This window comes from Desulfatitalea alkaliphila (assembly GCF_022968795.1).
GTDB classification, from domain to species: domain Bacteria; phylum Desulfobacterota; class Desulfobacteria; order Desulfobacterales; family Desulfosarcinaceae; genus Desulfatitalea; species Desulfatitalea alkaliphila.
Genome location: NZ_JALJRB010000007.1, coordinates 89,636 through 102,072 on the forward strand (window position 1 = coordinate 89,636; position 12,437 = coordinate 102,072).

Here is a 12,437-nt window from a genome sequence, read left to right on the forward strand (position 1 = left end):
CATGTCCGACGATAAAGTCTTTTCCCAATATGAACAGACACGGCTTTCCATGCGACCGGCGATCATGGGCCGCCACGGCATGGTTGTCTCCGGCCATTCCCTGGCCAGTCAGGCCGCCATGCGCATCCTGGACCGCGGCGGCAATGCCGTGGATGCCGGCGTGGCCGCCGGCATATGCCTGGCGGTACTGCAGCCGGACATGGTCAACTTCGCAGGCGTTGCCCCGATCATGATCTTTGACGCGGCCGGCAACGAACTGACCACCATCAGCGGCGTGGGCCCCTGGCCCCGTGCCGCATCGGTGGAATTCTTCCTTGAACAGTGCGGCGGAAAATTGCCGGAGGGGATATTGCGCACGGTGGTGCCGGCGGCGCCGGACGCCTGGATCACCGCCTTGATGCGCTACGGCACCCTGCGCTTTGCCGACGTGGCCGCGGATGCCATCGACCTTGCGGCCAACGGCTTTCCCATGCACGCCTTTCTGTACAACAGCCTGGTGGAATTACGTCAAAAATACTTGCAATGGCCCGAAAACGCCGCGATTTATCTGCCCCGCGACGGCATGCCCTGTGCACCCGGAGAGCTGTTCCACCAGAAGGATCTGGCCGCCACGATGACCACCATGGCGGCGGCGGAGCACCGCGTTCGTTTCTCCGGCCGTCAGGCGGCGCTGCAAGCGGCGCGGGATGAGTTCTACAAAGGATCCATCGCCCAAACCATTGTCGCCTATCATCGCCGGAACGGCGGATTGCTCACCGCCGAAGATATGGCCTCCTTTGCGGTCAATGTGGAATCACCGCCCAGCGTGCGCTACAAAGACTACGACGTTTACGCCTGCGGTGCCTGGTGCCAAGGACCCGCATTGCTGCAGGCGCTCAACCTGGTGGAGGGGTGGGACCTCAAAGCCCTTGGCCACAACAGCGTGGCATACATCCATGCGCTGAGCGAAGCACTGAAACTGGTTTTTGCCGATCGGGAACGCTTCTACACCGATCCCGACCATACCGCCGTTCCCCTGCAGGGGCTGCTCTCCAAGGCCTATGCCGCCGAAAGGCGCGACGCCGTGGACATGAACAAGGCCTGGAAAGAGATGCCCCCTCCCGGCGACCCGTGGCGGCATGAGACCGGACTGCTCGCAGGGACCCCGGCCGGCGACGCGGCCTACCGCCCTCCCCGTCCCAACGATGCGCCCAACGACCATCTGGACACCAGCTATGTGTGTGTCGTGGACCGCCATGGCAACTGCTTTTCGGCGACGCCCAGCGACATGTCCTACACAACGGAAGTCATCCCCGGCACCGGCCTGGCGGTCTCGTCGCGGGGCTCTCAGTCCTGGGTGGACAAAGATCACCCCTGCGCGGTGGTCGGCGGCCGACGCCCGCGCCTGACCCCCAATCCGGTCATGGTTTTCCGCGACGGCAAGCCCTGCATGGTGATGGGTACCCCGGGCGGCGACACCCAATGTCAAACCATGTTGCAGACCTTCTTGAACATCGTCGAGTTCGACATGGAACCTCAGCTCGCCGCCGAAGCGCCGCGCTTTGCCACCTTCAGTTTCCCCAACTCCTTCTACCCCCACGATTATCATCCCGGACTGCTGCGCATGGAGAAAAGAATACCGGACGCGGTGGTCAAGGGCCTGACCGACATGGGCCACCGGGTGGAACGCTGGCCCGACTGGGCCTGGAAAGCCGGCGGCGTCTGCCTGATCACCATAGACAGGGAACAAGGCGTGCTCACCGGCGCCGCCGACCCGCGCCGCGAATCCTACGCCGTTGGCTGGTAATAATATTTCATCGGAGAGGTTTCATGCGCCGCAGCCCATCATCCACAGCCGAAATAATTATGCGCAACTACTTTCATGCCAAGGACGAGAACCGCCCTCACCTGTTGAACCGGGTCTTTACTCAAGATGCCACATTACAGGTCATCAACAACACAGCGACTATTTCCTTCCCATCCAAATCTCACGGGCGCGATGCAATCGCCGACGCCCTGGTCCGTGGTTTCGGCCGGACGTACGAAAACGTCTATTCCTTCTATATGTCCCGCCCCCAAACACCCATAGCCCCATTCTCTTGTGATTGGCTGGTCGGCATGTCGGAGAAAAGCAACAGACATGTGAGGGTGGGCTGCGGGCGCTATGATTGGGCATTTGAGCAAGTGGCGCCAAACCTGGCAAGCCGCCTGGTCATCACCATCGACACCATGCAAGTACTACCACCGGACCAGCTGCCGGCCATAATGCAATGGTTGCAACGGCTGGCCTATCCTTGGACATCGCCGGCGGCTGTCATGGAAACGGCCCCGGGCATCGGGGCACTTGAACCGGTACTGAACCTCATCGCTAAATAAACGATCCGTCCCTTCTCCATCACCATCGTGCCCATAAACAGATGCGACCCGACTATCCGCTATCAGCCGCAACCAGTAAAAAAAGAGGGGCTGTAATCGAAACGATTACAGCCCCTTGTCCTTTTATGGTGCCGAAGGGGAGACTCGAACTCCCACTGGGAAACCCCAACTAGACCCTGAACCTAGCGCGTCTACCAGTTCCGCCACTTCGGCGTTTTTCCGCACACCGGTTGAAGGTTGATTTCGTGCGGAAGATGCATTAGATATATGGATTCATTTTCAGTGTCAAGCACAAATTTGGACTTTCCGGGCGATCATCATGGAGATAGTAAGCACATTCGAGGCCATCGAAAAACCGTACAAAAATGCGGTTATAACCATCGGTAATTTCGACGGGGTGCATATCGGGCACCAGGCATTGTTCCGAACCGTTATCGATAAGGCCGAGGCGATCCATGGGACCGCGGTGGCCATGACCTTCGATCCCCATCCCTTGCGGGTGCTTTCCCCCAACAGCCATCCGCCGATGATCACCATGCCGGAGCAGAAGGCGGAGTTGATCGCCAAGACCGGCATGGAGGTATTGATCCGCATTCCTTTCACCCGGGAATTCGCCGCCATCTCGGCCCGCGACTTTGTTGAACGGCTGCTGATGGAGCGCATCGGCATGCGCGCCATGGTGGTGGGCAATGATTACGCCTTCGGCCGCAATCGGGAGGGCAATCTGGCGTTGCTGCAACAATGGTCGGAAGAATTGGGGTTTGATGTGTTGGTGGTGGATTGGGTGCACACTGCCAATGGCATGAAGGATCGCATCAGCAGCACCCAGATTCGCGAGCAGGTGATGGCCGGGGACATGACGGCCGCCAAGCGGATGCTCGGCCGCCACTACCAGATTCGAGGTGTTGTGGCGACCGGACGCAACCGGGGTGGACGCCTGTTGGGGTTTCCGACGGCCAATATTCTTATCCAGGACGAGTTGTGCCCCAAGGAGGGGATTTACGCCGTGACGGTCGAGCACGACGGTCAAACCTTTCCGGGAGTGGCCAACATCGGCTACAGCCCCACCTTCGACGATCATCTGTTCACCATTGAAGTCCACCTTCTGGACTTCGATCGCAACATCTACAATGATCCCATCCGCGTCAATTTCATCCAGCGGCTGCGGGATGAAATCAAGTTTGACAGCCTCGATGAATTGACCGCCCGAATCCGGCAGGATGTCGTCCAGGCCCGCCAAATCTTGTCCGGCATGCAATAGACGGGGGCCAACCGGGTTCGGTAGCACAATGTCCAAAAAACTCATGATATCCCTGCTCATCGGGTCACTTCTGTCGGCCGCCACCCTTTATCTGGCCTTTCGCAATGTGCCCCTGGGCGAGCTGGTGACCTATCTGGGCACCATATCCTATGTCTGGATTTTCCCTTCCGCTGCACTGGTGCTGCTGACCTTTGTGCTGCGCGTGTTCCGCTGGCGGATCATCTTGAAGGAGGCGCTGCCGGTCGGTTTCTGGCCGGCTTTTCATCCGCTGATGATCGGTTTCATGGCCAATTCCATCCTGCCCGGCCGCGTCGGTGAAATCGCCCGGCCGGTGTTGCTCAAAAAGCAGCAGGGGGTGCCCATGACCACCGGCCTGGCCACGGTGGCCGCCGAGCGGGTGATGGACATGATGATGCTCATCGCCCTGTTCACAATGGTTTTCGGCACGGCCACCAGCCAGCCGGACCTGGAGGTCTCCTTCGCGGGCTATCGCCTCGACGGGCGGACCTTGCAAACCGCGGCCTGGGCCATGATCCGGCTCAGCCTGGTGCTTTTGATCGGTTTGGGCGCCCTCGCCTTTTCGCCCACGCGCCGCTGGATTCTCAAGGCCATCGAAATCTGTGCCGCCCTGGTGGGGCGGATGGTGCCCCGAATTGAAAAACCGGCTGCCCGCTTCGGTCGACTGTTGCATCAAATCGTGGAGAACGTCGGCTTGGGATTGGCGCTCGTGGGCCATCCGCGACGGGTTGCGGCCTGCACCGGCTTGACGGTGGCGATCTGGGGCGTTACGATTCTTTCTTATTATGTGTTCGCCATGGGGTGCCCGGGCATCGAGATCTCTTTGGTACAAATGACCACCGTGGTGGTCATCACCTGCTTTTTCATCGCATTGCCTTCGGTCCCCGGTTTCTGGGGGGTGTGGGAGGCGGGCGGCATCTTCGCCCTGTCCTTGTTCGGCGTCCCGGCAGGCGATGCGGCCGGCTACACCCTGATGAACCATGCGGTGCAGATGTTTCCAGTGATCCTGGTGGGGCTGGGCTCCGCCCTGGTCACCAGCGTCAACATCTGGCAACTGGCATCGCTTAAAAGCGACAACGGCACACCGCAAGCCGACGATACAAGGAGTGTTGCCCGTGAATCCTCTTGATATAATCACCTTTCCCGATCCGTTTCTCAAAAATCCGGCCCATGTGGTGGAAAATATCGATGGTGACCTGCAACAACTGATCGACCGGATGGCCGAGACCATGTACCAGGCACCGGGAGTGGGCTTGGCGGCTGTTCAGGTCAACCAGGACAAGCAATTGCTGGTTTACGACATCCGCCCCAAGGAGGAGGGGCGCGAACTGCATGTGCTGATAAATCCGGAGATCGTCGAGCGGGAGGGCCGCATCGTCTCGGAAAACGAGGGCTGCCTGAGCGTTCCCGACTTTCGTGCCGATGTCCAGCGTGCGGAGCGCATCCTGGTGGCGGGGGTGGACCGGGAAGGCAAGCCCCTGCGCATCGAAGCCGAAGGCTTTTTGGCCATTGTTCTGCAGCACGAGATCGATCATCTCAACGGCACACTGTTCATTGACCGCATCAGCGCACTGAAGCGCCAACTGTACACCCGCCGCGTCCTCAAACAGCTCAAACAGCAAAATTCGGAATGATGAAGACTTCCATTGTGTTCATGGGAACCCCCGATTTCGCGGTGCCCTCCCTGGAGGCACTGCACGCCGCGGGCTTCGCGCTGCCGTTGGTGGTGACCCAGCCGGACCGCCCCAAGGGGCGGGGCCGGACGCCGACGCCGCCACCGGTTAAAGTGGCGGCCCAGCGTCTGGGATGCCCCACTCTGCAACCCACTACGGTGCGCGATGCGGCCTTCGTGGACCGGTTGCGCGACCTGAACCCCGATTTTCTGGTGGTCGTGGCCTTCGGCCACATCCTGTCCCGGGAGCTGCTCGCTTTACCGGCACGAACAGCCGTGAACCTGCACGCCTCCCTGCTGCCCAAGTACAGAGGCCCGGCGCCCATTCAGTGGGCTTTGATCCGGGGCGAGACGGAAACCGGCGTGACCACCATGCTCATGGATACCGGCGTGGACACCGGCGACACTTTGCTCAGCGCCCATACCCCCATCGGGCCGGAGGATACGGCCCAAACCCTGCACCACCGTCTGGCGCGTTTAGGCGCCCCCCTGCTGGTGGAAACCGTGACCCGTCTGATGCGCGGTGATCTCTTTCCTAGGGCACAAAAGCATGCCGATGCCACCTATGCGCCCATGCTGTGCAAAGCCGATGGCCGCATTGCCTGGGAACAGTCGGCCCGCCGGATCGATGCTCTGATCCGCGGGGTGACCCCTTGGCCCGGGGCCTTCTGTTTCAGGGACGACCAACGCCTGAAAATCATCAAAGCCCACCCCCTGAGCGCCTCGGCCGGCGATGCGGCGCCGGGGACGGTGGTGGCCGGCTTTCCCGATGAATTACGAGTGGCCACCGGCGACGGTTGTCTGTGCATCGAGGTGATCCAGGGTGCATCGGGCAAAAAGCTGTCCGTTCAGGACTACCTGCGCGGCCACCCCATGCCGGTGGGCACCCGATTGCAATGAGCAACGCCCGTCAAATCGCTTTCGACCTTTTGTGCGGGGTGCAGCAGGGCGAATACCCCCTCGATCATCTGCTCGACGCCGCCGCGGATCGGTTCGAAGACTTGTCCCGGCCCGACCGGGCCTTGGCCCATGCCCTGATTTACGGCACTCTGCGTTGGCAGGGACGACTGGACCACGTCATCGATTTCTGGGGCAAAAAGCCCGAGAAGATCGACCCCCGTGTGCGCATCGTCCTGCGAATGGCCCTGTTTCAATTCCTCTTCATGGATCGCGTGCCGCAACGGGCCATCGTTCACAGCGCGGTGGAACTGACCAAACGCAATGGCCGTCGCTATGCCGCAGGATTCGTCAACGGGGTGTTGCGGCGCGCCTTGGCGGCGCCCGAGCAGGTGGTCTGGCCTGACGCCGCGCAGGACCCCGTGGGGTGGCTGGCCACCCACCACGCCCTGCCTCCCTGGCTGGCGCGCCGTTGGATCGAAAGATGGGGATTAACCGAAGCCGAGGCACTCTGCACAGCCATCAACACCATCCCGGAGGTGACCCTGCGGGTGAACACCCTGAGAACCGATCGCGACGCCCTGTTGCAGGCACTGGGACAGGATACGGAACAGATCCGGACCACACATCACAGCCCCGAGGGCATCGTGGTGGCCGGTTTCAAGCGATCCCTCACACAGTGGTCTTCTTACCAAGCCGGTCTGTTTCAGGTGCAGGATGAAGCAGCCCAGCTGGTCACCCATCTCGTGGCCCCACAGCCGGGCGAAACCATTTGGGACGCATGCGCCGGACTGGGCACCAAAACGGCCCACCTGGCCCAATTGATGGATCATCGCGGCACCCTGCTGGCTGCCGACCGTCAGGGCACCAAACTGGACCGTCTGGAAAACGAGATGACGCGCCTGGGCATCACCATGGTGCGGCGACAGGTCATGGATCTGGAGATACCCAATGCGGCCGACGGCCTGCCGAGCTTCGACCGCATCCTGGTCGACGCCCCCTGTTCGGGGCTGGGCGTGTTGCGCAAAAACCCCGACGGCAAATGGCACACCCGGCCTGCCGACCTCGCCCGTTGCCGTCAACGGCAACTGACCTTACTCAACAGCGTAGCAGTGCATGTGCGCAACGGCGGCCGCCTGGTGTACGCCGTGTGCAGCATGGAACCGGAGGAAAACGAGGGGGTTGTTGAACAGTTTTTGCAAAACCGCTCGGATTTTGCTATCTATCGGCCTGAGATGAATGAAGTGGCTTCACCTGAAACCTTCCTGACATCCGAAGGCTATCTGAAAACCATGCCCCACCGGCATGGCATGGATGGTTTTTTTGCTGTATGCTTGGTGAGATCGGCAAGTTCGCTTTGAATCCAAACCTCCGCAGCGCCTGCGACACATGCACCGCCGCTGAAGGGTGACCGCGATGCCTGTTTATGACTACACCGCGCTGGATGGCAAAGGCAAAACCGTCACGGGCATCATCGATGCCGATGGTGCCGCTGCGGCACGGCAGAAAATCAGGGCCGAAGGCAAGTTTCCGGTAAGTCTGCGCGAAGTCAAAAGCGCCCTGCTCCATGAAGGGGCCGAAAAGCAGCGTCTGGACCTTTCCCGGTTTTTCAGCCGTATCCGACCGGCGGAAACGGCCATCATGACGCGCCAGCTTTCCACCCTGATCGGCGCCGGTTTTCCTCTGGTGGCCGCTTTCGATTCGCTCATGGCCCAAATCACCACCCCGGCGCTGAAAAAAACCATCGCCGGCATCAAGGCCTCGGTGACCGAGGGAAGCTCCTTTGCCGATGCGCTAAAAAAATATCCACGGGTCTTCACGCCGATCTACATCAATATGGTGGCATCGGGAGAATCTTCCGGCACCCTGGAAATCGTCCTGGCGCGACTGGCGGAGATCATGGAAAAGTACGAAGCGTTGAAAAACCGGCTCGTCACCGCCATGATCTACCCGCTGCTGATCTTGATGACCAGTGTGCTGGTGGTCACATTCATGTTGATGTATGTCACCCCTAAAATCATGTCCATGTTCGACAACATGAAACAAGCGCTGCCCCTGCCCACCCGGATTCTGTTGTCCATCAGCGACTTCATGCAATCCTACTGGTGGGTTCTGGTGCTGCTGTGCATCGGCTTTTTGTTGGTTTTGCGCGCCATGCGCAACACACCGAAGGGGCGGGAGCGGCTGGACACCATCATCCTGCGCCTGCCATTGATCGGCGAACTGGTGCGCAAGTTGGCCGCCGCCCGTTTCGCGCGCACACTGGGGTCGCTGTTGGACAACGGCGTCTCCATGCTGCCGGCCTTGGGCATTGTGGAAAACATTGTGGGCAATGTGCGCATCGCCCAGGCCGTTGCCAACGCATCGACGGAGGTGGGCAAAGGCCAGGGCCTGGGAAAAACCCTCGGCGCCGGCGAAACCTTCCCTCCCATGGCGATTCAAATGATCCAAGTGGGGGAGCAGAGCGGCAATTTGGAGGAGATGCTGGCCAAGGTGGCCGATGTTTTCGAAAAGGAGGTGGAAAACAGCGCAATGCGAATGTCCGCGCTGATCGAGCCGGTGATGCTCCTGGTCATGGCCGTGGTGGTGCTTTTCATTGTGCTGGCCATTTGCCTGCCCATCTTCGAGATGAACCAGATGATCCGCTGAAGCACCGGAAAGGCTTGAAAGTCAAATCGATTCCGCCTATACTGCGCCAGGCTTCGCAGTGAGGATCGCAATGGACATGCACAATCGCACGGATGATGACAGGTCAAGGGCAAGGGAGGCGAAACAAGGCAATGAAAAACCAGACCATTAACAACAAGGGCTTTACACTCATCGAACTGCTGGTGGTGATTCTTATACTGGGGTTGCTGATCGGTATCGTCGGACCACGGGTCATCGGACGCACCGACGACGCCAAAGTCAGCGCGGCCAGAATCCAAATCGAGAGTCTCATATCCGCGCTGAACATGTATAAATTGGACAACGGCGTCTATCCCAGCACGGAACAGGGCCTGCAGGCACTGATATCCCCTCCCCAAACCGGCAATGTGCCTCGGAACTGGCGCCAGGGCGGTTATTTGGAACGCAACCAGGTTCCCAAGGATCCTTGGGGCAACGACTACGTTTACCTATCGCCCGGAGCCCACGGCGACTTCGACCTGGTCTCCTACGGAGCGGACGGACAACCCGGTGGCGACGGTTACAACAAGGATATCACCAGCTGGGAGCTGGACGGGTAGGCCGTTGGCGCAACACGCTGCAAGCGATGGCCGATGAGGACCGGCGACCATTCACCACCCGTTCAAAATCGTCTCCTGCGCCATGCGCCTCGCCGGTAGGTCCCCGTCATTGCGCCGGAACTTATGATCGCAACGGCGCCCACTTGAATTCATATGCCACTGATACCCGGGTTGGAAGCATGCCGATGACCTTCCACGCCATCTCTGATCGCCAGGGTGGTCGACCCGCCCCGGATGATCGCGGTTCGCATCTCAGCGGTTTTACCATGATCGAACTGCTGGTGGTGATGTTGTTGATCACCATCCTGCTCTCGGTCACCATCCCGCGGTTCGACACCGGTATCCTGCAGGATCCGCAAAAGCAGCTTACACGCTGGATCACTCACACCACGCGAGCCTTGCGCACCGCGGCCATCGAGACCCAAAACGTGCATACCCTGGTGGTCGATTTAGACGACAACCGCATGTGGGTCGTACACACCGCAATGGAAGAGGAGGCCTTGGCCGCGGCCCCGGACAAGGCCTTCAAGCCCGGAGGCTCCATTCGTTTGGTGAATGTTCAGTTCCCCGAACAGGACAGCATGACGCCGGGAACGGTGGAAATCCATTTTCACCCGGCCGGTTTCTCGGATCAGGCAATGATTCATTACACCATAAATAATTCGCAACGTTTCACCTTCCAGGTGGAACCGTTGCTGCCCAAAGTGAGGTGGTTGGAAGGATGGCCCTCCTACTGATCCGGCATCCATCAGAACCGGCCGCCACGCTCACGCGGCCGGCAAACAGCGGGGGGTTCACCTTGATCGAGGTGCTGGTGGCGTTAACCATCCTGACCGTGGCGCTGACCAGTATTTACCGACTGCAAAGCGACACTTTCCGCATGAGCGACGACACCCGTTTCTACACCCTGGCACCCATGCTGGCGCAGCAGAAATTATCGGAAATCGAACGCCAAGGTCTTTCCTTGGCGGCCGGTGGATCCGGCGACTTCGGTCAGGATTTGCCCGGGTACGCCTGGTCCCTGCAAATCGAAGATGCCCAGTCGGACTTGATCAAGAACCCGAAGCACCACCTTATCCGTCTCGACCTGGAGATCACCCGGGACGAGATCCGGCGCTACACCCTGAGGACCTATCGTTTTTATGTGGATTGAAGCGTCCCACACCATCGACCGCCGGTGCTCCCGGGGTTTCACCTTGTTGGAAATCCTGGCGGCCATCTTCATATTCTCCATCGTCATGGGGTTGGTATTCGGCACCTTCGGCGGCGTTTTCTCGAGTGCCGACCGCGTAGGTGCCGCCAGCGACCTACATGAGATGGCCAGCGCGTGCCTGGTGCGCATGGCGACCGACCTGAAGGCGATCCATGTCGCCCGGGAACCCCGTTACAAGGCACCCGATATGGATGATCCACCGGACCCCTATCGTGTGGAAGGCGGCACCGAATATCTGGGGGGCGAACTGTTCTCGCGCCTGCGCTTCACATCCCTGGCCCATCTGCCCATCGGCCGGCAACCGCGTGAGGGCATCGCCCGGATTGTCTACTATCCCGAAATGAAAACGGAAGGCGAACGTATTCTGCGCCGCGCCGACAACCTCTTCCCTTATGACGACTTCACGCCTTCGCCCACCGATCCGGTCATTTGCGAACAAGTGCTCTCTTTCAAAGTGGTCTATTTCGACAAAGAGGGGCGCGACACGGAAGAGTGGAATTCGGAGTCCGACCTGTACGAACACAGCACACCCCGGGCCGTGGGGATCGAATTGACTTTGGGCGACGAACAGATGTCCTACACCTTCGTAACGGAAGTGGATTTGCCGATGGTCCGATCCATTTCAAGAAGGCGGTGATCGCGATGCAATCGACAATCCAGCGGATGCGCAGGTGGCTCGATCCGCGCAACATCCGTCTGATCGGAAAAGGCGACGAAGGCCGACGCGGCATCGCGGTTATCCTGGCCTTGGCGACCATGTTGGTGGTTGTCAGCGTGGCACTTGAATTGCATATCACAGAACGCAATAACATGATCGGCGCTGCGGTCACCCGGGATCGGATCACTTTGCAACAGATGGCCGCCTCGGGCGTCCACATCGCCATGGCGGTTCTGCTCAAGGATCGACAGGAAACGGAAAGCGTCTCGCTGCAGGAGGATTGGGCCGATGCCGAAACCATGGCGGCCATCGTGGAAACCTTCCCTTTTGAAGCCGGCAAGCTGGAGGTGGCCATCATCGACGAGATGGGCAAGATTCAAATCAACGCCTTGGTCCAATTCCCGGACGGCGGGAACTTCAACGATTCCCACCGCCTGCTGTGGGAGCGGTTCGCGCAATTGGCCATCGCCGCCGATGAGGAACTGCAGCACGACGATATGTTGACACTCATTCACGCATTGAAGGATTGGTTGGACGCGGACGACAATATCACGGAGTTGAGCGGCGCCGAATCGGACTATTATCAAACCCTGGACCCGCCCTACGAAGCCAAGAACGGCCCCCTGGATCACTTGTCGGAACTGCTACTGGTCAAAGGGGTCACCCCTGAAATGTATCATGGAATGGCCGGCATCGGCGGCCTGAGCCAATACTTGACCGTCTTCGGCGCAGAGAAGATCGGCGACCAACAGTTCACTTTTCCCGGCAAAATCAACATCAACACCGCCGAGCTGCCCGTGCTGACCGCCATGTTGCCTTTCGAGTACGCCGAATTCGCCCCGCTGCTGATCGAACACCGCGAGGCCACCAGCGGGTCGGTCTTCACCAACGACCTGACCCGCCAGGATTGGTACAAACAGGTACCCGGCATGGCCGGGGCCACCATCGATCCCGGACTGTTGACGGTATCCAGCGACATTTTCCGAATCATCGCCGGCGCCGAAATCAACGGCGTGCGGCTGACGACCACAGCGGTCGTCGAGCGTATCAAGCCCTCGGAAATGGACCCATGGCAATGTAAGGTCTTGAAATGGGAGACAGAATAGGATATTCTGAAGCGTCAGATCAAAAAAGTT

At 59.7% G+C, this 12,437-nt stretch carries 13 protein-coding genes and 1 tRNA gene; 13 read left to right on the forward strand and 1 reads right to left on the reverse strand.

What is annotated here, in order from left to right; genetic code table 11:
* The first annotated feature begins 1 nt into the window (after position 1).
* Positions 2–1,786: a gamma-glutamyltransferase family protein gene (locus MRX98_RS08285; protein WP_246905315.1), complete on the forward strand. Its 1,785-nt coding sequence runs from the start codon at positions 2–4 to the stop codon at positions 1,784–1,786.
* A gap of 23 nt (positions 1,787–1,809) precedes the next feature.
* Complete coding sequence (locus MRX98_RS08290; protein WP_246905318.1) at positions 1,810–2,355, forward strand: nuclear transport factor 2 family protein; 546 nt, start codon at positions 1,810–1,812, stop codon at positions 2,353–2,355.
* Positions 2,356–2,481: 126 nt separating this feature from the next.
* Here MRX98_RS08290 and MRX98_RS08295 read toward each other — a convergent pair.
* Positions 2,482–2,568 (reverse strand) — tRNA-Leu (locus tag MRX98_RS08295).
* Between the two features lie 106 nt (positions 2,569–2,674).
* Between MRX98_RS08295 and MRX98_RS08300 the strand changes: the two genes are divergently transcribed.
* The 11 genes from MRX98_RS08300 to gspK all read left to right on the forward strand — a co-directional run bounded on the left by MRX98_RS08300 (position 2,675) and on the right by gspK (position 12,407).
* Positions 2,675–3,616: a bifunctional riboflavin kinase/FAD synthetase gene (locus MRX98_RS08300; protein ID WP_246905320.1), complete on the forward strand. Its 942-nt coding sequence runs from the start codon at positions 2,675–2,677 to the stop codon at positions 3,614–3,616.
* Between the two features lie 28 nt (positions 3,617–3,644).
* The gene (locus tag MRX98_RS08305; protein WP_246905322.1) at positions 3,645–4,763 is read left to right on the forward strand and encodes a lysylphosphatidylglycerol synthase transmembrane domain-containing protein; all 1,119 of its coding nucleotides are present in this window, start codon (positions 3,645–3,647) and stop codon (positions 4,761–4,763) included.
* Positions 4,750–5,268 carry a peptide deformylase gene (gene def, locus MRX98_RS08310; protein WP_246905324.1) on the forward strand — a complete coding sequence of 173 codons (519 nt, stop codon included), beginning with the start codon at positions 4,750–4,752 and terminating at the stop codon, positions 5,266–5,268. The genes MRX98_RS08305 and def overlap by 14 nt, the downstream gene beginning before the upstream one ends.
* On the forward strand, positions 5,265–6,206 hold the full coding sequence (fmt, locus tag MRX98_RS08315) for a methionyl-tRNA formyltransferase (RefSeq protein ID WP_246905326.1): 942 nt from the start codon (positions 5,265–5,267) through the stop codon (positions 6,204–6,206). The genes def and fmt overlap by 4 nt, the downstream gene beginning before the upstream one ends.
* Complete coding sequence (rsmB, locus tag MRX98_RS08320) at positions 6,203–7,564, forward strand: 16S rRNA (cytosine(967)-C(5))-methyltransferase RsmB (RefSeq protein ID WP_246905328.1); 1,362 nt, start codon at positions 6,203–6,205, stop codon at positions 7,562–7,564. Before fmt ends, rsmB begins: the two co-directional genes overlap by 4 nt.
* 55 nt (positions 7,565–7,619) lie before the next feature.
* Positions 7,620–8,852, forward strand: coding sequence for a type II secretion system inner membrane protein GspF (gene gspF, locus MRX98_RS08325; protein WP_246905333.1), 1,233 nt, complete (start codon positions 7,620–7,622; stop codon positions 8,850–8,852).
* Positions 8,853–8,983: 131 nt separating this feature from the next.
* Positions 8,984–9,430: a type II secretion system major pseudopilin GspG gene (gene gspG / locus MRX98_RS08330; RefSeq protein ID WP_246905335.1), complete on the forward strand. Its 447-nt coding sequence runs from the start codon at positions 8,984–8,986 to the stop codon at positions 9,428–9,430.
* Between the two features lie 179 nt (positions 9,431–9,609).
* A complete protein-coding gene (locus MRX98_RS08335) occupies positions 9,610–10,167 on the forward strand; it encodes a pilus assembly FimT family protein (protein WP_246905341.1) in 558 nt (185 codons plus the stop codon).
* The gene (locus tag MRX98_RS08340; protein WP_246905343.1) at positions 10,152–10,583 is read left to right on the forward strand and encodes a type IV pilus modification PilV family protein; all 432 of its coding nucleotides are present in this window, start codon (positions 10,152–10,154) and stop codon (positions 10,581–10,583) included. Before MRX98_RS08335 ends, MRX98_RS08340 begins: the two co-directional genes overlap by 16 nt.
* A complete protein-coding gene (locus tag MRX98_RS08345) occupies positions 10,573–11,280 on the forward strand; it encodes a prepilin-type N-terminal cleavage/methylation domain-containing protein (RefSeq protein WP_246905345.1) in 708 nt (235 codons plus the stop codon). The genes MRX98_RS08340 and MRX98_RS08345 overlap by 11 nt, the downstream gene beginning before the upstream one ends.
* 5 nt (positions 11,281–11,285) lie before the next feature.
* Entirely contained in the window at positions 11,286–12,407 is a 1,122-nt protein-coding gene (gene gspK / locus MRX98_RS08350) for a type II secretion system minor pseudopilin GspK (RefSeq protein ID WP_246905347.1), read from the forward strand.
* Positions 12,408–12,437 lie beyond the last annotated feature (30 nt).